This is a genomic window from Oscillibacter sp. GMB15532 (assembly GCF_041020825.1).
Lineage (GTDB): Bacteria > Bacillota > Clostridia > Oscillospirales > Oscillospiraceae > Oscillibacter.
On sequence record NZ_JBEVTO010000005.1, the window covers coordinates 234,335 to 257,972 of the forward strand.

Consider the following 23,638-nt stretch of genomic DNA (forward strand, 5'->3'; position numbering starts at 1 on the left):
TTTCTTCAATAATTTGCTCATTGCGTAGCATACAGAGGCGGATTCACATGATGATCGAAGCCACACATCTGACAAAACGATATGGTACGGCCAACGCACTGTTCGATGCGAACTTTACCATCGAAAAAGGTGAAATTGTGGGATTTCTCGGCCCTAACGGAGCCGGGAAATCCACCACGATGAATTTGCTCTGCGGGTATCTGACCCCCTCATGGGGGCAGGTTCGGATTGCCGGCGCAGACATGGCAGAAAACCCGCTGGAAGCCAAGCGGCACATCGGCTATCTGCCGGAGGTCCCGCCGCTGTATATGGACATGACCGTGGCAGAGCAGTTGGAGTTTGCCTGTGAGCTACGGGGGCTTCGGATAAAAAAGTCTCTCCTGCGTGCGTACATTGATAATCTCTGTGCCCGCACGCAGGTTTCGGACACTCGGGATCGCCTGATCCGAAACCTGTCCAAGGGCTATCGGCAGCGTGTTGCTGTCACGCAGCTGTTGGTAGGCGATCCGGAAATTCTTATTTTGGACGAGCCCACCGTGGGGCTTGATCCCCGCCAAATCCGAGAGTTTCGGGATTTATTGAGCGACCTGAGCCGGGAGCACACGATTATTCTCTCCTCTCATATTCTCTCGGAAATCAGTTCCATTTGCGACCGTATTCTGGTTTTTTATGAGGGAATGCTCATTGCAGACGGACACCCCCAACAATTGCAGGAGCAGCTATCCAACTGCCGCGTGTTGGAAGTGGAGATCCGAGGTGACGCCGAAGGTGTCGTTTCACTGCTTCGCAATCTCCCTGATGTGTTGACGGTAAAGGAGCAGGGGTCGGGGATTTATCAGGTATCCCATAGGGTCAGCACGGATATCCGCAGCGCTTTGTACCGTTCACTGCGTACCACCGAGTACGAGCTGCTGATGATGAAGCCGGAAGAGATCTCACTGGAGAGCCTATATCTCCGCATTACCGAAAACGAACAGGAGACGACAGAATTATGAGTGCTGTATATCGCAAGGAGATGCGTCAGTACTTTCATTCCGTCATCGGATATGTGTTTCACGCCATCTTCTTATTCATTAACGCCTTCTATTTTTTGCTACAAAATCTTTTGCCCCGCAGCGGTGATATTACAGACTATTTTCAGGCCACGATTACGTTGGAAATGTTTCTGATGCCCATGTTGACGATGCGGAGCTTTTCAGAGGAAAAGAAGCAAAAAACAGACTTGCTCTTATACACCATGCCGGTGGATTGCTGGCATGTGGTACTGGCAAAATTTCTGGCCGCCGAAAGCATGCTGCTGCTGGGTCTGGCGGCAACGCTGGCGTTTCCCATCATTCTGGCTCTGTGCGGCAGCGTGCAGGTCTGGATCACACTCGGCAATTATATCGGCATCATCCTCCTGATGAGCACCTTTATCGCCATCGGGATTTTCGTCTCCGCATTGACGGAAAACCAGATTGTATCCGCGATTTTTTCCTATGTCCTGATTTTTGTTCTCTGGTATTCCTACGGACTTGGTTCTGCTATCCAGACCCCGTTGCTGCTGGCGCTTTTCAACAAGCTGTCCCTGATGCAAATGTATTACGAACTGGCTCTGGGGATTTTAAATCCTGCCGGCATTGCTCTGAATTTGTCAATCACGGCGATCTTCCTGCTTTTGACCACCGCAGTCGTGCGGGGAAGGAGGGGGTGAGCGCTGTGGAACATGAAAGAAGAGCCAACCGCGGCGTGATTCCTGAAGAAGTGCAGAGCAAGGCCCGGAAAGAAAACACGCTTCAGATTACCTGCCTGCTTCTGTCTATCGCCGTAATCATGAGTATTTACAGCATGATCAGCGCGGCGACAGACCGCTTTTCCTGGAAATTGGATCTAACGGAAGATCAGGTATTTCGTCTGACCGATACCACCAAAAGCGTTCTTTCCGGGTTAAATGATACCGTGACATTTACCTATTGTAACGATCACTCCGCCGCAGACACCAATCTGAAGGAAGTGCTTAGCCGCTATGCCGCCGCTTCCCCCATGATCGATGTGAGCTACGTGGATTTGGATGCCACCCCCGCCATGGTGGAGGAATATGGACAAAAAGACATCGAGCTTAGTTCTGACGGAATTCTGGTGACCTGCGGCATCCAATCCCGCTTTATTCCGTGGAGCGAACTTTACGAAATTCGCACCGCCTCCTCCGGGGACGAGAGCCAAGGCTACTCCATCACCGGTCTGAAAGCCGAAACGATGCTGACCTCCGCCATTGTTGCTGTCAGCCAGCAGGATTGCCCCGGCGTCGCCTTTACCGCAGGGCATTCCGAAGATGACAGCGAGACGCTGCGGAACCTGGTGGCAAACAGCAACTACAAAGTGTCTCAGGTGGTGTTGGGCGTAGATGAACTCGACGAAACTGTTGAGGCAATCATCATTACTGGCGCAAAGCGTGATTTCTCTGAAGCAGAGTTGGAAATTTTGGATGCGTTCATGGACCGGGGCGGTAATCTGTGTGTATTCCGTGATCCGGAAATAAACACTCTGCCCAATCTGGACGGCTATTTGGCTGACTGGGGCATCGCTGTCACAGATCAAGTCGTGCTCGAGCCCCGGCAGCAAATGGACAGCCCTCTGAACATCATTCCAAATTTCGGGGTCAGCATGATTAATGTCTATTTCTCCGAGCATTCTACCTATTTGGTACTGCCGGAGTGCCGGGCATTGGAACTGAGCAACGCCAACGCCAGCATTACCAACGCAGTGCTGCGCTCCACCTCCGCTTCCTATTCCAAGGAGTTTTCATCCATGAGTTCGCTGACGCAAAGCGCGGAGGATGCATCGGGTCCCTTTACCGTGGCTGCCACCGGCGAGCGCAGCTTTACCAATCGTGACGGCGAAAATGATACGCAGTATGTATTCGCCGCAGCCTGCACGGGCTTTTATCAGGAGAGCTACCTCAAAACCGAAAGTCTCGGCAATGCGGACCTTGTGCTGCAAGTCCTCTCCCAGATGACGGACAATAAGGTAACACTGAATATCCCGACAAAAAACCTGACAGCTGACAGCTTATCCCTTTCAAGGACCACAATCATCCTGTTTGGAGCATTCTTCGTGGTCCTGCTGCCCCTGAGTTTGATGCTGACAGGTCTTTGGGTGTTCCTGAAAAGGAGGCACTCATGAAAGCGACCAAAAAAACATTGTTTGGGCTGATTTCGGCTCTGATGGTCTGTATTGCGGGCACGCTTCTGCTGACCTATGCAGGTCGCGGTGAGGCGGCAGCCGACCAAGACCCCACGTACTACTTTACTTCCTACGCTTCACCGGAAAATGTGGTGTTGGCCAATCTGGAAAACAGCACAGGCAGCGTGGTGCTCGCCTCTGTCAACGGAACCTGCTATGCGCAAGGGGACATTCAACTGGACGCCGATGCTGAAGCGATATTGGACTTCTTCAACACCGTGTACCAGTTGCCGATGAAGCGCCTGTTGGACGGAGCAGATGCCTCTGACCCCCAGTATGGACTGACAGCGCCTCAGGCGGAAATTTTGTTGCAGGATGCAGAGCAAGACGGCGCTCTTTTCCGTGTGGGCAATGCCACCCCGGACGGTGAAGGATATTACGCCTGTCTCAGCGGCGATGCGCGGGTGTTTGTCATGGATCGTACATATGCGCAGGCGCTTCTGGACAATGTAGATCACTTTTTTGACCTGAGCTTGTATCCCTCTCTGGACGAAGAGCGCATCGGCGCCCTGCGCAGTCTCTCTGTACAGCGGAACGGAGTTCTTGCCTATGAGGTTCATGCATCCTCGGATTCCAAGGACAGCAGCTCCGTGATCCTCTCCATGACGGCGCCTTATTCGCTGATTTTAGGAATGAATCAGGCACGAAATGAGATTTTGATGCCGCTGGGTGCATTGGCCGGCGTGGATGTCATTCCCCAACCGGACGAGTTATCAAGCTATGCGCTGTCAGATCGTAGCAACCGCTTCACGCTGACTTATCAGGACGGCACCTCCGCTGTGATCCGGGTGGGAAAGCAGGTGGGCACTGAGACCTACGTTTTGTGTGAGGACAGCGGTCTTGTGCTGCTGGTGCCCACCGCCAACCTCTGTTTCTTTTATGATACCGCGCTGGAGGTTGTGGGACAAAATCTGGTGGAGGTATCCATGGGAGATCTCTCCTCCTTGCAGATTGGAAATGATATTTATCGGATTTCCGGAACCGCTCCCGCGCTGGATGTAACGCGGAATGATGCGAAGCAATCTCTTGAGGAATTTCAAAACGGCGTTTATGCCGCCCTGAATCGCATCTCCCTTCTGGGTGAATGGAACGGTCCCACGGAGGGCGAACCGCTGCTTGAGATGGTCATGCAAACTGGGCAGATGGATGAGTCTCTGAAAATGACCTATGCTTTCTTCCCTCTGGAAGGACACCGCTGCGGTGTTGCGGTAAATGGCCAGCCCGCATTTCTATGCAGTCAGTCAGCCGTACAGCAGCTAATCGACGCCGCCGACTAAAAGCAACCGCACTTTTCCCGGTGATCCGCCGCTTTTGCGGCTGTCATAAACTAAAAAGAAAGGGTTTCAAGTAAATTATGAGTGTTTTAAAAAAAATCAACAATGGGCTGATGGCATTTATCAAGGTTGTTTTGATTGGCGCCGGTACCTTGATGACCGGTTTGGTAATCATGAACGTGATCCTGCGTTATGTCTTCAATTCCGGTCTTTCCTGGTCCGAGGAGGCCTGCCGTTTCCTATTCATCTGGGTCACTTTCCTTGGCGCAATACTGGCAAATGATACCGCGCTCCACGGCGAGCATATGCGAATGGACTTCGTTGTTGAAATGTTCCACGGAATTCCTCGTAAGATCCTGGAGATCATCGCCCTGCTGCTGGTGCTGGCGATGCTTGCCATCCTGTTTATGGGCGGCATTGAACTGGTGCAGGGGACATGGCCCATGCTGACTTCTGCGCTCCGCATTCCCAAGGGTGCTGTTTATCTCTGCGCCCCCATCGGTTTTGGCTATATGTTTATCCAGACTCTGGTAAAGCTTTCAAAAATCATCACTCTCAGCGGCGAGGCGCTGGAAACTGCAGATACGGAGGCTGAATAAGAATGTTAGCTGTATTTTTGATCGCCCTTTTTGGTCTGGTTATCATTGGCGCTCCCATCGCTTTCTCTCTGGTGGGCACCGGCTTTTTCATGATGCTCACCCAGTCCCTGAGCCGTCCCTCCTCATGGTCCTTTTTCGCGCTGGCCCAAAAATTTGTCAACGGCACTGACAGCGTCCCCCTGCTGGCCATTCCCTTCTTCATGATTGCCGGTGAGATCATGACCCGCGGCGGCATTTCCCGCCGTATCGTTGATTTCGCTTACTCTGTGCTGGGCCGCTTCAAAGGTGGTCTGGGTTATGTGGGCATTCTGGCTTCCATGATTTTCGCAGGCGTGTCCGGCTCCGCAGTGGCTGATACCACCGCAGTCGGTTCCATGATGCTCCCGATCATGGAAGGCGCTGGCTATGATAAGCCCAAGTCCGCCGGCATCATCTGCGCCGCCGGCTGCATTGGCCCCATCATTCCCCCGTCCACCCAGATGATCTTCTACGGTGTCTGCGCCGAGGTCTCCGTTTCCGCTCTGTTCCTAGGCGGCATCGTCCCCGGCATCTTGATCGGCATCGGCCTCATGGTCGCATGGTTCTTCCATGTCCGTAAGCGCAACTATCCTGTTGGCCCCAAGACCAGCCTGTTCGGCATTTTCAAGGCAGCCAAAGAAGCTTTCTTTGCAATCTGCCTTCCCGCGTTTATCATTCTGTGCATTACCACCGGCATTGCTACCGCTACCGAAACTGCCGCTCTGGCTGTTCTGTACGCACTGATCGTCTCGGGCTTTGTGTATCGTGAATTCAAGTTTAACGAATGGCCCAACCTGATGATCAACGCCATGAAGTCCACCGCCGTCATGATGTTTGTTGTCGGTTCTGCTCAGGTTGCCGCTTACATGGTCACCACCTGCGCGATTCCCCAACTTCTGGCGAAAGTCATTCTCTCCATGACCAACAGTCCTGTGACCTTTATGCTGCTGGTGAACCTGCTGCTCATTCTGGTCGGCTGCGTCATGGACTCCGGACCCGCTATCATGATCCTGACTCCAATTCTGCTGCCTATCGCCAAAGGCTTTGGCCTGGACCCCGTTTACTTCGGTGTTGTCATGGTCGCCAACCTGTGCATTGGTCTGGCCACTCCCCCCGTCGGCAACGTGCTGTACTGCGCCGTGTCCCTGTCCAAGGTCAAGCTGGCTGATCTGATTAAGGCCAGCCTGCCCTTCGTCGGCGTGATGTATCTGGTGCTGCTGGGCATTACCATGTTCCCCGAGCTGATCCTGTTCGTGCCCAATAACCTAGGCTGATCTCTCCCTTTTGAAATGCGCGGGGTTTCTAATCTCCCGTTCATCAATATTTTACTTAGGAGGAAATACCATGAAAAAGAATGTTCTTGCACTGCTGCTGGCTCTGTCCATGGCTGCATCTCTGGCCGGTTGCGGTCTGGCCGCAACCAAGGTCCCTGCCGGCAGCTCCGGCGCCTCCACCTCCGGCACCACCCCCACCACTGGTGAAAGCACCGAGGTTGGCCCCTACGGCTCCTCCGCCGAGACGCAGGGCAAAAGCAACCCCATCGTTGTGAAGGTTTCCAACGGTGCCGGCGAGACCTCTCCCGGCGTCAAGGCGCAGTTGTCTGTGTTCGCCCCCATGGTTGAGAACAACTCCAAGGGCAACATCGGTGTTGAGGTTTACTCCGGCGCGCAGCTGGGCGACGATACCACCGCCACGGAGATGGTCGTTGCAGGCCAGTTGGAAATCAACAACACCTCTACCGCCCCCCTGGTGGGCTATGTTCCCGAGCTGGGTATCTTCGACATCCCCTTCCTGTTCAATGACGAAGCCGAGGCTGACAAGATTCTGGCTTCCGTAGTTGGTGACTACCTGAATGCCAAGCTGGCTGACAAGGGCATCATCAATCTTGCATGGAACGAAAACGGTTTCCGTGAGCTGACCAACAGCAAGCACGCTGTTGCTTCTGTTGCCGACGTTGCCGGTCTGAAGATCCGTACCATGGAAAACAAGTTCCATCAGGAGCTGTGGAACAGCCTGGGCGCTGCTGCCACTCCGATGTCTTCTTCCGAGCTGTACACCGCTTTGGAGCAGGGCACTGTTGACGGCGAGGAGAACCCCATTGCAAACTTCTACAGCTATCAGTTCCAGGAAGTCCAGAAGTACATTACCATGTCCAACCACATTTATAGCCCCTTCCTGTTCGACATGTCCAAGAAGATCTGGGACACCTACGATGCTGACACCCAGGCTATCCTGACCGAGGCTGCAAAGGCCTTCGGCGAAGAGGAGAAGTCCATCAACCGTCAGGCCGCTGCCGATAACCTGCAGTCCTGCATTGACGATTACGGCATCGAGGTCACTTACCTGACCGATGAGGCTAAGGCCGAGTTTGTTGCCAAGACCGCCCACATTCGGGATATGGTTGCTCAGGATACCGGTTCCGAAATCATGGATCTTTTGAACCCTGCTAAGGGTTGATTCCCATGGCTTTGTATGAAGCCGTTCTTTCGTAATCAGACTGGCCCGGCAAATGCCGGGCCAGTCATGAAAAAATGATAAGGTAAGGAGGCATTTCCTATGGAACAGGGGGTTCATTTGAAAAAAGCGGAGGATCTGTATGCATACAGTTGCACCCATGGCTTCGGCAAGGGCCTGAACCGGGCATGGGGCACCAACAGCTTTCGCCTGGTGGAGCAGGCCATGGATGAAGATGAATTTGCCTTCCTGACTTTCATTGGCCTGCATCGATTCCACAGCATGTCCGCTCACCAGCGCAATTTCGCCTATGCAGTTACCAATAAACGCATTATGATGGCCCAGATGCGTTCATTCTCGCGCACTCGTATGGAAAGCGTACCCCTAAACGCCGTTTTGAATTTGTCTTTTGACAATAACGCCTCTATCGGCATTGCCAAAATACATCTGGCCAACGACGCAATCTGTGTCGGACTGTCGCAGGAAAGCGTCGACGCACTCAGCAAACGGTTTACCGAGCTTTTGCCCGTCATTCAGCAGTATGCGCAGCAGCTTCCCCCAATGGAAAATTGATTTTTTTATCTTGATTAAATTAAGTTTGAAAATTCCGGGCTTCGTCCCGCTTTTGAAATTGACACATTTATAAGGAGAACTCTTATGGAACGCAGCAAAAAATATTTAACCGGTCTTGGCAATCAATATTACCGGGCCACCTACAAATCGATGGGCTTCACCTCAGACGATCTGGCCCGTCCTGTCATTGGTATTGCAAACTCGTGGAGCGAGTCCGTCCCCGGCCATTTCAACCTGCGCCAGGTCGCTCAGCGCGTCCGTGACGGCATTTACCGTGCCGGCGGCACCCCTGTGGAGTTCGGCGTAATCGGCGGCTGCGACGGCATGGCAAACGGCCATGTCGGTATGCATTACATTCTTCCCCATCGCGAACTCATTGCCAACTCTATTGAGTCCATGGCGCAGATCAATCAGTTTGATGCACTGGTCCTGCTGGGCTCCTGCGATAAAATTGTTCCCGGCATGCTGATGGCAGCCGCCCGTCTGGATATCCCCTGCATCGTGCTGCCCGGCGGTCCCATGGAGGGCGGCAAGGTGTTTGACGGCCGCGAATCCGATCAGACCTCCAGCACCGAGGCCTACGGCATGCTTTCTGCCGGCAAGATCACCGAGGAAGAATACGTCTCTCTGGAAGACACCGCCTGCCCCGGATGCGGTTCCTGCTCCTATCTGGGCACTGCCAACACCATGTGCTCTCTGTCTGAGGCTTTGGGTATGACCCTCCCTGACGCCAGCTTAGCGCCCGCCACCTCTGCCCGCCGCCTTGCTCTGGCAGAGGAAACCGGCATCAGGATCATGGAGCTGGTTGAAAAAGAGATTACCTCCCGCAAGATCATTACCAACGGCAGCATCCGCAACGCCATTAAGGCCTGCATGGCCATGAGCGGCTCTACCAATGCCGTTATGCACCTGATCGCTGTCGCTCATGAGGCCGAGCTGGATATCGACGTTCTGGCCGAGTTCGACGCCCTCTCCCGCACCACTCCGCAGATCGCGAAAATGAATCCCTCCTGCAACTACAATGTCATTGATTTCTTCAAGGACGGCGGCGTGATGCGCATGATGCAAAATCTCACCCGCGAGCATCTCGATTACGACCAGATGACTGTTACCGCACATACAATTGGCGAAAATATCGCATCCCACAAGTATCTCTATCCCGATACCGGTCGCACCATCCGCACCCTTGACAATCCCTTTGGTTTCACCGGCGGCGTCGCAGTTCTGCGAGGCAACCTGGCTGCCAACACCGGCATTACCAAGCCCGGCGCCTTTGACAAGAGCCTGCATCACTTCCAGGGCGAGGCCATTTGCTTCGATTCTGAGGAAGACGCCGAGGAGGCGATTCTGGCCGGCAAGGTTCGCGATGGACATGTCGTGGTGATTCGTTACGAGGGCCCCAAGGGCGGCCCCGGCATGCGCGAAATGTACAAGGCTATGAAGTATCTCTATGGCCGAGGGCTTTCAAAAACCACTGCTCTAATCACCGACGGTCGATTCTCCGGCACCAACAACGGCTGCTTTGTCGGTCATATCTCTCCCGAGGCTTCTGAGGGCGGCACCATTGCTCTGGTCCGTGACGGCGACCGCATTGCCATTGATGTCGAGGAGCGTTCTCTGAACGTTCTGGTTAACGACGAGGAGCTGGCCGCTCGAAAGGCTGCGTGGAAGGCCCCCGCGCCCAAGTTCACCCGTGGCTGGCTGAGCCTGTACTGCAAGCTGGCAGGCTCCGGAGCAGAGGGTGCTGTCATGGATATGAAGAAGCTGGAGAACCTGTAATCTCTTTCTAAATCACCTACATTAAGAAGCGCTGCGGCGGAGGCACATTCTGTGTCTCGTTAAGTCCTTTGCTGAGGGAAAGGCCGCTGTAAAGCGGCCTTTTCTCTTGCCGCAAATTTCTGCTCCCGCAGCGCTTCCACGCATCCTTTTGCCTTAACTCTCAGTTTTCCGGAAGAAGGCCCATACAGATATTACTTCCGTTTTTTATAACAACGGATATTTTATGACGAACAATACAGGAGGATTATTATGACGATTGCAGAAATCAAAGAACAGGTCGATCAAGAAAAAGTCATTGCCATTGTCCGCGGCATCAAAGCAGAGCAGTGCATGAAGGTGGCAGATGCGCTCTACGAGGGCGGCATCCGTCTGATGGAAGTCCCCTTCAATCCGAAGGACCCCTCTTCCGACGAGGAAACCGCCAATTGCATTGCTGCCATCGCCAAAAAGTACGCAGGCAAAATGCTGGTTGGCTCCGGCACGGTTTTAACCGTAAAGCAGGTCGAGCTGACCGCGCAGGCGGGCGGCAGCTATACCATTGCCCCCAACACCAATGCCGATGTCATCCGCCGCACGGTGGAGCTGGGAATGGTGGCAATGCCCGGCGCCATGACTCCCACCGAGGTCGAGTATGCACACGAGTGCGGCGCAGCGTATGTAAAACTGTTCCCCGCTTCAAATTTGGGCGTGGATTACATCAAGGCTATCCGCGCCCCTTTGAGCCACATCAAGCTGCTGGCCGTGGGCGGTATCAGTGAAAAGAATTTTGCTGATTTCCTAAAGGTCGGCGTATCCGGCGCCGGTGTCGGCGGGAATCTGGCCAACAAGGCCTGGATTGAAGCGGGTGAGTATCAGAAGATTACTGAGGTGGCACGGCAGCTGGTGGAAATTGCACACAACGCCTGAGGACACCAATTTCTTGTTTGAAAAAGGAGTGCATCGCTATGAAAATTGTTACCTTCGGTGAGATTATGATGCGCCTGAACCCGGAAGGGTATCAGCGCTTTGTCCAGTCCGAAAAATTTGAGGCCACCTATGCCGGCGGTGAGGCCAACGTGGCTGTGTCTCTGGCCAACTATGGCGTTGATGCCGCATTCGTAACCAAGGTCCCTGCCCACGAGATCGGCCAGTGCGCCATCAATGAACTGCGCCGCTATGGTGTTGATACCAGCATGATTACGCGCGGTGGCGACCGTCTGGGCATCTATTTCGTGGAGAAGGGCGCTTCTCAGCGCCCCTCCAAGGTCATCTATGACCGCGCCAGCTCTGCTATTTCTCAGGCACAGCCCTGTGATTTTGATTGGAACAGTATTTTCCGGGGCGTTGATTGGTTCCACTTTACCGGGATTACACCGGCCCTGGGCGGCAACCTGCCTGAAATCTGCATGGAAGCATGCAAGGCCGCGAAAAAGCTGGGCATCACCGTCAGCTGCGATCTGAACTTCCGTAAAAAACTGTGGAGCGGGGAGCAGGCCGGCGAGACGATGGGCAGGCTGATGCCCTATGTGGATGTCTGCATTGCCAACGAAGAGGACGCCAAGGATATATTCGGTATCGCCGCCGCGGACACCGATTTGAATACCGGCAAGATCAGCCACGAGGGCTACATCAGTGTGGCCAAGCAACTGAGCGAACGGTTTGGCTTCAAGAAGGTCGCCATCACTTTGCGGGGGAGCATCTCCGCTTCCGTGAACGACTGGGCCGGCATGCTGTACAGCGACGGTAAAGCCGTCTTTTCCCATACCTATCGCATTGATATCGTGGATCGCGTGGGCGGCGGCGACAGCTTTGGCGGCGGACTGATCTATGCGCTGATGAACGGCTATGAAAGCCAGAAGGCCATTGACTTTGCCATTGCAGCTTCCTGCCTGAAGCACACCATCGAGCATGATTTCAACCTTGTTTCCATTTCCGAAGTGGAAAATCTGGCCAGCGGGAACGTTTCCGGTCGCGTCCAGAGATAAAGCAGCTTCTTGCAGTAAGAATTTTGACGCAATTCTGTTGACATAGATATAGAGAGAAATCAGCAGATGACTGTCGCAGTCACAGCGTGGCTGTGCGACAATACGTCATTATTGACGAGAAGTGCCTTTCTCCTTTAAGGAGAAAGGCACTTCTTGCTTTTCCCGCACTCCTCTGCTAAGATGAGCAAAACATATCGAAGCGGAAAACTCCGATCCGGAGAACTGCCGCCGGGCGTTCCGGCTCGCGTTTGCAGAAAGGGAGCGGTGTCATATGTCTGACATACACGAAAATCAGGACAAGCCCATTTTGATTAACTGGACGCCGGACCGATCCTCCGGCGTCCCGCTGTACAGCCAGATTGTCAGCTATTTCAGCGGGAAAATTTCGCGCGGGGAGTGGGTAAGTGGTCAGAGCATTCCCTCTCAGCGGCGGCTTTCCGAGCGTTTCGGCGTAAACCGCAGCACCATTGTGGAGGCCATGGACGAGCTGGCCGCCATGGGCCTGATCGAGCGGCACTATGGCGGCGGCACCCGGATTGCCAGCGACAGTTGGGCCGCGCTGATGCACGCCAAGTCCCCCAACTGGAAGCGATATATTACGGCGGGGAGCTTTCGCTCCAACATTCCCACTGTCCAGACCATTAACCATTTGGAATTTGAGGAAGGTATCGTCCGCCTGAGCACGGGAGAGCTTTCCCCGGAACTGGTGCAGATGGATTTGGCAAAAAAGGCGCTGGCCAGCCTGTCGGAGCGCAAGCTCTTTATGAATTATCCGGACCCCCTGGGGATGCCGGGCCTGCGCCTTGCGGTGCAGGAGCACCTGAAGCGCAGCGGCATCAGCGTCCCCATTTCCTGTATTTTAATTGTCTCCGGCGCGCTTCAGGCGCTTCAGTTGATTGCCAGCGGGATTGTTCAGCCCCGCTCCGCTGTGTATATGGAGTCTCCCTCTTATCTCAAGTCCCTGAATATTCTCCAGTCAGCCGGGGCCACGCTGACGGGCGTGCCCATGGACAAAGACGGGATTTTGCCGTGGATGATACACAATCAGCCCCGGGAGGGGGTGTGCTCCCTCCTGTATACCATTCCCACGTTTCAAAACCCCACGGGAATCGTCATGCCCGAGGAACGGCGGCTGGAGGTGCTGAAATACTGCGCGGAGCAGCATATGCCCATTATTGAAGACGACGTATTCTGCGATTTGTGGCTGGACGCCCCGCCTCCGCCGCCCCTAAAGGCGCTGGATAAAAGCGGCGGCGTGGTGTATATCGGAAGTCTGTCCAAATGCTTCTCCCCCGGGCTGCGGCTGGGCTGGCTGGTGGGGCCGGAGCCGGTGGTGGACCGGCTTGCGGACATCAAAATGCAGATGGACTACGGCGTCAGCGTTCTCACGCAGCAGGTGACGGAGGAGCTTTTGAACAGTGGCCTTTATTACGAGGGCATCAACGTCACCAGAGCGCAGCTCCGGGAGCGACGGGACTTTATGCTGCGCCTGCTGGAAGAATTCTTCGGCGATCTGGCGGAGTGGAACCGGCCCACCGGTGGTTTTTTTGTGTGGGTAAAGCTGAAGCATCAGCTTTCCGCCGAACGGGTCTTCAATCTGGCTTTAAAGGAAAAGTTGTTGGTACCCCCCGGCAGTATTTATGACCCGCTCTATACCTCCCATCTGCGGCTGACCTACGGATATCTCTCTATGAGCGAGATGGAAAACGGCATACGCCGCCTGTCGCAGATTGTGCGCGGCCTTTTGTAAAAACGTGGCTCGTGAGCGGCTGCCTACAATATTTCCCTGTGAACCTTTTTCTGCGGTTTTGCGAAAAAAAAGTCCCGGGCCGTTTGCTTACGGCCCGGGGCTTTCGTTTCTTTCAAAAGTTTGGTTGCTTTAGTTTGTGCCGCTTGGTCGGATACAAGCAGGGAAAGCCCCGATATAATGGGAGCAATTCCGAAACCGTAATATTACATTGCGCTTGGAACTCAGACTTTTTTAAGGAGAGAACAACTATGGGAAAGCTGGACAACAGAATTGCCATTGTCACCGGCGCCGCGCAGGGAATTGGCAACGGAAGCGCCAAGGTGCTTGCCAAGCACGGCGCTACCGTAATTCTCATGGATTTTGCAGAATCTGTGGAAGCCGCCGCGGAGGAAATTCGCGGCATGGGGTATCAGGCCGCGGCAAAACGCGTGGACGTCAGCAATCTAGAAGACGTGCAGCGGGCGGTGGACGAGGTTGCCGCCGAATACGGCAGGATTGACATTCTTTTCAATAATGCGGGTGTGAACCGCCGCGTCCGGTTCGAGGAACTGGACACGAAGACCCGCGACTTTATTTTTGGCGTGAACATCATCGGCGTGTGGAACATGGCCCGCGCGGTATATCCCTATATGCTGAAGGCAAAGTACGGCCGCATTATCAACACCTCCTCCGTCACCGGCGTGAAGGTGGTGGACGAGGGCCAGACCACCTACTCCATGACGAAGGGCGCGGTGCTGTCCTTTACCAAGGCGCTGGCCTATGAGGCCGGCCCCTATGGCATCACCGTCAACGCCGTGCTCCCCGGCTGGGTCCGCACGCCCAAGGTGGAGCAGGTGGCCGCCGACAGCCGCCCCGAAGACCCGGAGAGCGCGCTGCGGGATATGGCGGGCTTCATTCCGCTCAAGCGGCTGTGCGACATTGAGGAAATCGGCGATCTGGTTGCTTTCCTCGCGTCCGACGAGGCCAAATACATCACCGGCACGGAAATGGTCATCGACGGCGGTAGCACTCTGCCCGAGACGTTTGATATTCTTCACGCCTGAGCCAGACGGCGGATTTCAGGTACACGGTTTTAATTCCGTCCCTTAAAACGCGGCGATTGGCCGCAGACCGATTAGGAGGCAGACAACATGATGCAGTATCCATACATCCCCAACAGCAACAAGGCTGTGCGCAGGGAGATGCTGGACTTCGTCGGCGCAGAATCTGTGGAAGCGCTCTATTCCTTTATTCCGGACGAGGTTCGGATGAAGCAGCCTTTGAACCTGCCGGAGCCTTTCGTCTCCGAGATGGCCCTAAAAAAGCACGTGAACGGCATTCTCGACAAAAGCAGCTCTTGCGACGAAAACATCAGCTTTTTGGGCGCGGGCTGCTACAACCACCACGTTCCCGCCGTGTGTGACGAAATCAACGGCCGATCGGAGTTCCTCACTGCTTACAGCGGCGATACCTACGCCGACCACGGCAAGCTCCAGACCTTTTTTGAGTTTACCAGTATGATGGGCGAGCTGCTGAATATGGACGTGGTGGGCTTTCCCACCTACGACGGCGGGCAGGCAGCCTCCACCGCCGTCATGATGGCCCACCGGATTAATGGCCGGAGCACTGTTCTGGTTCCCGCGGCCATGAACCCCGGCCTGTATTCGCAGCTTTCCTGCTACTGCGAGGGCATAAATCTGGTGAAGGTCGCCGCCCGCCCAGACGGGCAGCTGGATTTGGAGGACCTCAAGAGCAAGCTTCACGACGGCGTGGCCTGCATTTTTATCCAGAACCCGGCCTTCTTGGGCTTCTTTGAAGAACAGTGCGGGGAAATCGGCAAACTGGCCCACTCTGTGGGCGCAGAGTACATTGTCTACGCCGACCCCTCTACGCTGGGTGTGGCCTTGCCCCCGGCGGATTACGGCGCGGACATCGCCTGCGGCGACATTCAGCCCCTTGGCATCCACATGAGCTACGGCGGGGGACTTGGCGGCTATCTGGCCACACGGCAGGAAGAAAAGTACGTCATGAACTACCCCCACCACCTGTACAGCATCTTCCAAAACTCCAAGGGCCAGTTCGGCTATGCCCGTGCCCTGCCCGAGCGCACCAGCTACTATGTCCGGGAAAAGGCCGTGGAGTACTTAGGCACGTGCGTGGGCCTGTGGGCTGTAACCGCCGCGGTGTATCTGGCCGTGATGGGGCCGGAGGGGATGCGGGAGCTGGGGGAAAACATTCTGTGTAAAAGCGATTACGCCCAGAGAACCCTTTCCTCTTTGAAGGGCGTGCGGTTCCCCTATGCCGAAAGCCGCAGCTTTATGGAGCTGGTGGTAAATTTCGACGGCTGCGGAAAAACCGTATCCGAAATCAACCGGGCGCTTCTGGGCGCGGGAATTTTCGGCGGCTATGACCTGAGCCGGGAGCTGCCGGAGCTGGGGCAGTCCATGCTGGTGTGCGTCACGGAGAAAACCGAGCTTTCCGACATCGACGCGCTGGCGGACGCGCTTAAAAAGATTCTGTAAGGAGGAACCGACGTGTCTTATTCAAAACTGCGGAATTTCCACGAAGCACAGTGGGATGAGCCCATTATTTTCGAGCAGAGCGTCCCCGGCAGCCGCGGCATTTTGCTGCCGGACGTATCCGGCGAGGCCGGGGTTTCCTCCGGAAAAGGGCTGCTGCCCACCACACTGCGGCGGACGCAAAAGCCCGCCCTGCCGGAAATGGCGCAGCCCCAGGTGCTTCGCCACTACCTGCGCCTTTCTCAGGAGACGATTGGTCAGGATATCAACATCGACATCGGTCTTGGCACCTGTACCATGAAATACAGTCCCAAAATCAATGAACAGTTCGTCCGCTCACCCAAGTTTGCGGAACTGCACCCTTATCAGGAGGACGATACTGTTCAGGGCATCTTAAAAATCATTTATGAGTTTGAGCAGATCATGAAGGAAATTTCCGGGCTGGATGCTGTCTCCTTTCAGGCCGGCGGCGGTGGGCAGGGCATCTTTGCCAACGCGGCGGTTTTAAAGCAATATTTCCGTGACCGGGGCGAGGAGACACAGCGCAACCAGATTATCACCACCATCCTTTCCCACCCACTGAACGGTGCCGCGCCTGCCACCAAAGGCTTTGAGGTCATCAGCCTTTATCCCGACGACAGCGGCTATCCCAGCCTTGAAAACCTAAAGGCCGTGGTTTCTGAAAAGACGGCGGGCATTTTTATCACCAATCCCGAGGACACCGGCGTATTTAACCCCATTGTTCGCCAGTTTGTGGACGTGGTCCACGAGGCAGGAGGACTGTGCGTGTGCGACATGGCGGACTACAACGGCCTGTTCGGTCTGGTCCGGGCCAAGGAGCTGGGAGCGGATATGTGCCACTTCAACCTCCACAAGGCCTTTTCCTCTCCCCACGGCTGCATGGGCCCCGGCTGTGCCGCCCAGTGCGTGAGCGCAGAGCTTGAAAAATACCTGCCCCGTCCCCGCGTCCGCTTTGACGGACAGCGCTATTACACGGATTATGACGGCCCCTCCTCCATTGGGAAGGTCCGCCAATTCCAAGGCTCTCTGGCTGCGGTGCTCCGGGCCTATTCCTGGGTAATGAGCCTGGGACGCGATGGGCTGAAGGCCGTGGGCGAGACTGCGATCCTGAACAACAACTACATGATGAAGCGCCTGTTGGGCGAGGTGCGGGGCATCACCATGCCTTGGGCGGAGGAGGCTCCCAACCGTCTGGAGCAGGTGCGGTACAGCTTTGAAAAGCTGCTGGAGGAAACCGGCGTAGGCGCGGAGCATGTGAACCGCCACATGCTGGACTTTGGCTTCCAGCGCTTCTTCCCCAGCCATCATCCCCTTGTAGTGCCCGAGCCCTACACGCCGGAGCCCACGGAATCCTATTCCAAGGATGACATCGACGAATATATTTCCGCGCTGAAAAAGATCAGCGACGAGGCGTACACCACACCTGAAATTGTTCTCACGGCCCCGCACAACGGTCCTATTTCCCCTTTGGAGAAGGACACTGTGGACTCGGTGGATCAGTTGGCTGTGACGTGGCGGGCATACCAAAGGCAGCATGGCGGACGCTAAGGCGCTGGGTCTGATTGTCAATCCCATTGCGGGCATGGGCGGCAAGGTCGCCTTAAAAGGAACCGACGGTGAGCGCGTTCTCGCCGCCGCCCGGGCCAAAGGAGCGGTGCCCGAGTCTGCGGAAAAAGCAGAGCGGGCCATGCGGCTTTTGGTCCCGTACCGCGAAAGGTTGTTGATTCGGACGGCGTCCGGCCCTATGGGCGAAGACCTGTGCCGAAAGCTGAGCCTTCGGTACGAGGTGGTTTACCGGGCTGATGCGCCCACCACCCCGGCCGACACAATTGCCGCAGCGGCAGCAATTCGGGAAAAGGGCGCCGCCCTGCTTTTGTTCGCAGGCGGCGACGGAACGGCCCGCAACATCTGCGAGGCCGTGGGAAACAGTTTCCCTGTTCTTGGCATTCCCGCAGGCGTGAAAATTCAATCCGCCGTGTTTGCGCTGCATCCGGAATTCGCCGGGGCCGTTGCCGCCAAAATCGCACAGGGCCTTCCCATGTCCATGCTTTCCCGGGAGGTGGTGGACCTGGACGAGGACGCCTACCGCACAGGCAGCGTCCGGGCCGCTCTGTTTGGCTCCATGCTGGTGCCGGATCAGCCGGACGCACTGCAATCCATGAAGCAGGGGGGCTTTTCCTCCGAAGAGGACCAGCTCCGGGGCGCGGCCCTTTACCTCAGGGACCACATGGACCCGGACGCTTTTTATGCCGTGGGTTCCGGCTCCACCGCCAAGTGCATTTCCCGCCTGCTGGGATTGGAGTATGAGCTTTTGGGTGTGGATATAATTCGAGACGGAGCATTGGTTGAAAAAGACTTGACGGAAGAGCGCCTTTGGTCTTACGCTCAGACGGGCAGGCTGAAAATTATCGTCTCGCCCATCGGCGGGCAGGGTTTTCTTTTGGGGCGTGGGAACCACCAGTTCAGCGCCCGGGTACTCCGCGCTGTGGGTAAGGAAAACCTGCTGGTCGTCTCCGGGGAAGCCAAGCTGCTCTCCCTGCCCCGCCACCAACTGCACGTAGACTGCGACAAGCCCGAAATTTGCCGGGAACTGCGGGGCTATTATCAAGTTCTCTGTGGATACGGCAGATTTCATTCGCTTCTTTGTGAAGATTGACCGACATTTGGATGGGTCAAACCTTACCAATTGGTTGTGGTGCAATCCGCCAAAAAATGTAATAATGTAATCAGCTAAATTGCAACCGTGGATTTTCAGAATTTCCCAGACAAGTGACCACGCTCAACTGCGCAGGCGCGGGCGACCCGCTTTCGTGTCGCCCGGATGAAGAGGGAGGAGAAGTATGGCCACAGCCTATGTCAACGGAACGATTTACACCATGCGGGCAGAGGGCGACCGCTGCGATGCCTTTGTGGTGGATGACGGCAAATTTTTATACTGCGGCACGGAGGCGGAGGCACGGAGGCTATCCGGCGGAAACGTCGTGGATTTGGCCGGAGCCACCGTGCTGCCCGGCATGATCGACACCCACCAGCACCTGTTTGCCTATGCCCGGGATCGGCTGAAGCTGAATCTCAAGAAAGCGGAGTCCTTTGAGCAGCTTTTGGAGCTGATTCACCAGCGGGCACAGGAAACGCCTGCGGGACAGTGGATTCTCGGCGTGGGTTTTGACCATGAGAAATTTACCGACCGCAAGGCCCTGCCCTCCAAGGAGGAGCTGGACCGGGCCTGTCCCGACCATCCCCTGCTGATCACACGCTACTGTCTCCATGTGAACGTAGCCAATTCTCTTGCGCTGAAGGCCGGCGGAATCGGCCCCGGTTTCCAGCCCAAGGTGGATGGCACGGTGGAGTTCCGGCCCGACGGCCAGCCTACCGGCACGTTGCTGGATGCGGCGGGCGCGGATCTCGCCGCCCTGATTCCCGATGCTCTTTCCACGCAAGATGGCCGCAAGGACGCGGTGGAGGCTGCCTGCCGGGAGCTGAACCGCCACGGCCTGACCGGCGTTCACGCCATTCAGGGCCTCCACTGCAATCTTCCGGAGTTTACCAGTGTCTATCAGGACCTGGCGGACGAAGGCCGCCTGAGCGCCCGCGTCTTTCTGGGCTTTGACCGGCTGCCGGGCTGCTCCATTCGCACGGGGCTGGGAGACGACATGGTGAAATTCGGCTTCTATAAACTCTATGTGGACGGGAACATGGGCGGGCGCACGGCACTGCTGACCCAGCCCTACGAAGATGATCCCTCCACCTGCGGCGTTCCAAACTACACGCAGGAGGAGCTGGACCGCCAGGTAAAGCTGGCCTACGACCAGAACATTCAGGTGGGGGCCCATGTCATTGGCGACAAGGCCGCCGAAATGCTCACCACCGCGATTGAGCGTGCCCGGGCAGACCGGCCCAGCGACGATCCCCGGTGCTTCCGCATGATACATATGTCCCTTTTGAATCAGGATGTGGTGGACCGCGTTGCCAAGCTGCCGGTGGTGGTGGACATTCAGCCCATGTTCGTGTCCACCAACGTCCGCTGGTCAGAAACCCGGGTGGGCCATGAGCGGGCCAAATACCACTACTGCTGGAGAACCCTGCTTGACCGCGGCGTAATTCTGACCGCAGGCTCCGACTCCCCTTGTGAGTCCTTTGCTCCCATGGACGGAATTTACGCAATTACCACCCGCAAGGGAATGGACGGCTGGCCCGCGGACGGTTGGTTCCCCGAAGAGCGGGTCACGGTTTATGAGGCCGTCTCCATGTACACCCGCAACGCTGCCTTTGTCTCCTATGAGGAAGACCGCAAAGGCACCATCGAACCCGGCAAGCTGGCGGACTTTGTACTGCTGGATGGGGACGTTTTTGCCACGGAGCCTGAGAAGATCAAGGATATCGGCGTTGAGAAAACTTATCTGGGCGGAAAGCTCGTATACTCCCGTGAATAACCGTATCTCGGATACGCTGGCGTATCTGACGATCATGATGAGTAATGGAATTTGTGAGGAGAATTATGATGAAAAAGGCATTTAGTTTGCTTCTTTCCCTGGCGATGTCCGCTGCCGTCCTTTCCGGCTGCGGCGGCACCAACAGCTCCGGCGGCTCCGATGCGGGCGGCGGTGCGTCATCTCCCCCCGCCGTTCCCGTGGAGGTAAACACGCAAGTCACCTCCACCGACAAGGTTACCATCCGCGTTGCGTACGATGTGGCGGAGTCTCACCCCTCTCATGCGGCCACTGTTGAAAAATTCAAGGCCATGCTGGAGCAGGGCTCGGGCGGCAACATCACCGTGGAGCTGTATCCCAACTCCCAGCTGGGCTCCCTGTCTGAGAACATGGAATCCATGCGCATCGGCGATTTGGAGATGGCCTATCTGAACGACGGCACCATTTCCGCCTCCGTTCCCGAGTTCAGCGTGGTGGGCCTGCCGTATCTGTGGACCTCCATCGATGCGGCCCACGAGGCGCTGGACGGAGATTTCGGCGAATATCTGAATCAGAAGCTGCTGGACGGCTGCAACATTATCAATCTGGGCTATGCGGACGTGGGCTTCCGCAACATCACCAACAGCAAGCAGGAGATTAAAACGCCCAACGATTTAAAGGGTCTTAAAATTCGCACCATGACCAACCCCCTGCACGTGGAGTATTTCACGGCGCTGGGCGCTATCCCCACCCCCATGTCCTTCAGCGAACTGTTCACCGCCTTGCAGCAAAAGACCGTGGATGGGCAGGAAAACCCCACCGCGCTGGTTTATAATAACGCCATTTATGAAGTGCAGAAGTACATGACCATTTCCGAGCACGTCTGGACCAGCTGTCCGCTGACCATCGCGGCCAACTTCTTTAACGGCCTGCCCGCCGACTATCAGGAGCTTATTAAAGAAGCCGCGGCTGCCACGATCTCCTACCAGCGGGAGCTGATTACAAAGGAAAATGCCGATCTTGCCTCCGAAATCGCCGCAGCGGGCGTGCAGGTCACCACTCTGACCGACGAGGAAAAGGCTGCCTTTAAGAAGGTTGCGGAGGACTCTGTTTACAAAACCGCAGCAGCGGATTACGGTCAGGAGCTCATTGAGATGGCCGCAGCACACAACAAGTAAAAACACAACTGCCAAAGCAAACAGCGAGGGAGCGATATCGGGGCCTTTGGTCCCGATATTCCCCCAGAGAGAGGAGCGCCAAGCTTTCATGAGTGTATTAAGATTCTTAAATACAAAACTGGAGGAAGTTTTCCTGGTAATCCTGATGGCCGCGGCAACCATTCTGGTCTTTGCACAGGTTTTTACCCGGTATGTTTTGAAAATTCCTCTGCCCTGGAGCGAAGAAATCGCACGCTACATGTTCCTCTGGCTGACGTGGGTCGGCGCGTCTTTTGCAACAAAGGAGCGCAAGCACGTCAATATCGACGTTGTCTACCAGCTGCTTCCTCAGGCAGGAAAAAAAGTCTGCACAATCCTCTCCACATTTATCTGGATTGTGTTTGTCTGCATCATGGCCTATCTTTCCCTCAAGCTGACCCTCAGCGTGGCAAGCGGAGGTCAGATTGCCATCGGCAGCGGCGTCCCCATGTGGATTCCCTACGCTTCCATCCCCACAGGCATGACCCTCATGCTGTTCCGCCTGCTTCAAAACTGCGTTCACGACTTCAGAGCCGGGACGCAGGCGAATCTGGAAGGCGGTGAAAATCCATGATTCTCAAGATTCTGATTCTGTTTGGCGTGATGTTTGCCCTGATGATTATCGGCGCGCCGATTGCCGTTTCTCTGGGCATCGCAACCATCACCACAATGGTCGCCACTACAAATATCGGGCTGACCTCCATTGCCACCGCCTGCTTCAGCGGGCTGGACTCCTTCCCCCTGATGGCCATTCCCTTCTTCATTCTTGCCGGAAACCTGATGCGATCAGGGGGCATCTCGCGACGAATTCTGGATTTTGCGGACGCGTTGGTAGGCTCCATTACCGGCAGCACCGGCATGGTCACAGTGGTTGCGTCCATGTTCTTCGCAGCCCTGTCCGGGTCCTCGCCCGCCACCGTGACCGCCATCGGCGGCATTACAATTCCCGAGATGAAGAAAGAAGGCTATGACCCCGCCTATGCCACCGCATTAGCCGCCGCGGCCGGGACCATCGGCGTAATCATTCCTCCCAGCATTCCCTTCGTCATCTACGGCGTGGCTGCCCAGTGCTCCATTTCCGATTTGTTTTTGGCAGGCATCATTCCCGGCATTATGATCGGCATTGTGCTGATGGGCGTTAATTACTTTACCTCAAAAAAGCACAATTACGGCACCAAAAAGAAGTTTGAGGCAAAGAATCTTTTCATCACCCTGCGCACCTCCATCTGGGCACTGCTGGTGCCGGTGATTATTCTGGGAGGAATTTACGGCGGCATTTTCACCCCCACCGAATCCGCCGTGGTGGCAATTATCTATTCCCTGCTTGTGGGCGTGTTTGTCTACAAGGAGCTGGATAAAAAGGCGATTTACGAGGCCCTGCGGGACACGGTTCTGATTAACGGGCAGACCACCTTCCTGGTGGGTATCTCCATGGCCTTCGCCCGTTTTTTGACCATGTCGCAGGTCCCCACCAGCATTGCCAGCAGCATTCTGAACATCAGCAACCCCGTTTTGATTCTTCTTGTAATCAACGTGTTCCTGCTGATTGTGGGCTGTTTCATCGACAATATCTCCTCCTGTGTCATTCTGACGCCCATTTTGCTCCCCATTGTCACGGGCATCGGGATGGACCCCATCCACTTTGGCATTGTGATGACCGTAAACCTGGCCATCGGCTTCATCACCCCGCCCTACGGCTGCAATCTGTTTTTCGCTTCCGCCATCTCCAATGTGCCGGTCACGAAAATCGCAGCCAAAATTCTGCCGATGATACTGGTCATGATCGGCGTTCTGATGCTGCTGACCTTCATTCCCGCGCTGAGCATCGGCATCTTGGGATAACCCGCCGTTTTTCAATCGGCCCCTCGGCGCACTGGTGCA

20 protein-coding genes are annotated in these 23,638 nt (G+C 55.7%); all 20 read left to right on the top strand.

Annotation, left to right across the window (positions count from 1 at the left end):
• The first annotated feature begins 47 nt into the window (after positions 1-47).
• On the top strand, positions 48-995 hold the full coding sequence (locus ABVS15_RS08185) for an ABC transporter ATP-binding protein (RefSeq protein ID WP_369283240.1): 948 nt from the start codon (positions 48-50) through the stop codon (positions 993-995).
• Positions 992-1,693: an ABC transporter permease gene (locus tag ABVS15_RS08190; RefSeq protein WP_369283241.1), complete on the top strand. Its 702-nt coding sequence runs from the start codon at positions 992-994 to the stop codon at positions 1,691-1,693. The genes ABVS15_RS08185 and ABVS15_RS08190 overlap by 4 nt, the downstream gene beginning before the upstream one ends.
• A 5-nt stretch (positions 1,694-1,698) precedes the next feature.
• Positions 1,699-3,162, top strand: a complete 1,464-nt coding sequence (locus tag ABVS15_RS08195) for a Gldg family protein (protein WP_369283242.1) — start codon at positions 1,699-1,701, stop codon at positions 3,160-3,162.
• Positions 3,159-4,499 (top strand): DUF4340 domain-containing protein, encoded by a 1,341-nt coding sequence (locus tag ABVS15_RS08200; RefSeq protein ID WP_369283243.1) that lies wholly within the window; start codon positions 3,159-3,161, stop codon positions 4,497-4,499. The genes ABVS15_RS08195 and ABVS15_RS08200 overlap by 4 nt, the downstream gene beginning before the upstream one ends.
• A gap of 77 nt (positions 4,500-4,576) precedes the next feature.
• Positions 4,577-5,095 carry a TRAP transporter small permease gene (locus ABVS15_RS08205; RefSeq protein WP_369283244.1) on the top strand — a complete coding sequence of 173 codons (519 nt, stop codon included), beginning with the start codon at positions 4,577-4,579 and terminating at the stop codon, positions 5,093-5,095.
• A 2-nt stretch (positions 5,096-5,097) separates the two neighbouring features.
• Entirely contained in the window at positions 5,098-6,387 is a 1,290-nt protein-coding gene (locus ABVS15_RS08210; protein ID WP_369283245.1) for a TRAP transporter large permease, read from the top strand.
• A gap of 70 nt (positions 6,388-6,457) precedes the next feature.
• Positions 6,458-7,570, top strand: a complete 1,113-nt coding sequence (locus tag ABVS15_RS08215) for a DctP family TRAP transporter solute-binding subunit (protein WP_369283246.1) — start codon at positions 6,458-6,460, stop codon at positions 7,568-7,570.
• Between the two features lie 99 nt (positions 7,571-7,669).
• A complete protein-coding gene (locus tag ABVS15_RS08220; protein WP_369283247.1) occupies positions 7,670-8,140 on the top strand; it encodes a PH domain-containing protein in 471 nt (156 codons plus the stop codon).
• Between the two features lie 84 nt (positions 8,141-8,224).
• Complete coding sequence (gene ilvD / locus ABVS15_RS08225) at positions 8,225-9,919, top strand: dihydroxy-acid dehydratase (protein WP_369283248.1); 1,695 nt, start codon at positions 8,225-8,227, stop codon at positions 9,917-9,919.
• A gap of 249 nt (positions 9,920-10,168) precedes the next feature.
• Entirely contained in the window at positions 10,169-10,825 is a 657-nt protein-coding gene (locus tag ABVS15_RS08230; RefSeq protein WP_369283249.1) for a bifunctional 4-hydroxy-2-oxoglutarate aldolase/2-dehydro-3-deoxy-phosphogluconate aldolase, read from the top strand.
• A gap of 38 nt (positions 10,826-10,863) precedes the next feature.
• Entirely contained in the window at positions 10,864-11,883 is a 1,020-nt protein-coding gene (locus ABVS15_RS08235; protein ID WP_369283250.1) for a PfkB family carbohydrate kinase, read from the top strand.
• A gap of 271 nt (positions 11,884-12,154) precedes the next feature.
• The gene (locus ABVS15_RS08240; protein WP_369283251.1) at positions 12,155-13,633 is read left to right on the top strand and encodes a PLP-dependent aminotransferase family protein; all 1,479 of its coding nucleotides are present in this window, start codon (positions 12,155-12,157) and stop codon (positions 13,631-13,633) included.
• A gap of 248 nt (positions 13,634-13,881) precedes the next feature.
• The gene (locus ABVS15_RS08245; RefSeq protein WP_369283252.1) at positions 13,882-14,676 is read left to right on the top strand and encodes a glucose 1-dehydrogenase; all 795 of its coding nucleotides are present in this window, start codon (positions 13,882-13,884) and stop codon (positions 14,674-14,676) included.
• Positions 14,677-14,763: 87 nt separating this feature from the next.
• A complete protein-coding gene (gene gcvPA / locus ABVS15_RS08250) occupies positions 14,764-16,134 on the top strand; it encodes an aminomethyl-transferring glycine dehydrogenase subunit GcvPA (protein ID WP_369283253.1) in 1,371 nt (456 codons plus the stop codon).
• A 12-nt stretch (positions 16,135-16,146) separates the two neighbouring features.
• The gene (gcvPB, locus tag ABVS15_RS08255; RefSeq protein ID WP_369283254.1) at positions 16,147-17,700 is read left to right on the top strand and encodes an aminomethyl-transferring glycine dehydrogenase subunit GcvPB; all 1,554 of its coding nucleotides are present in this window, start codon (positions 16,147-16,149) and stop codon (positions 17,698-17,700) included.
• Positions 17,687-18,808 (top strand): ATP-NAD kinase family protein, encoded by a 1,122-nt coding sequence (locus tag ABVS15_RS08260; protein ID WP_369283255.1) that lies wholly within the window; start codon positions 17,687-17,689, stop codon positions 18,806-18,808. The genes gcvPB and ABVS15_RS08260 overlap by 14 nt, the downstream gene beginning before the upstream one ends.
• A 184-nt stretch (positions 18,809-18,992) precedes the next feature.
• Positions 18,993-20,585: an amidohydrolase gene (locus tag ABVS15_RS08265; protein ID WP_369283256.1), complete on the top strand. Its 1,593-nt coding sequence runs from the start codon at positions 18,993-18,995 to the stop codon at positions 20,583-20,585.
• A gap of 68 nt (positions 20,586-20,653) precedes the next feature.
• Positions 20,654-21,739, top strand: coding sequence for a TRAP transporter substrate-binding protein (locus ABVS15_RS08270; RefSeq protein WP_369283257.1), 1,086 nt, complete (start codon positions 20,654-20,656; stop codon positions 21,737-21,739).
• Positions 21,740-21,827: 88 nt separating this feature from the next.
• On the top strand, positions 21,828-22,331 hold the full coding sequence (locus ABVS15_RS08275; protein WP_369283258.1) for a TRAP transporter small permease: 504 nt from the start codon (positions 21,828-21,830) through the stop codon (positions 22,329-22,331).
• Positions 22,328-23,599 (top strand): TRAP transporter large permease, encoded by a 1,272-nt coding sequence (locus ABVS15_RS08280; protein WP_369283259.1) that lies wholly within the window; start codon positions 22,328-22,330, stop codon positions 23,597-23,599. Before ABVS15_RS08275 ends, ABVS15_RS08280 begins: the two co-directional genes overlap by 4 nt.
• The last annotated feature ends 39 nt before the right edge of the window (positions 23,600-23,638 follow it).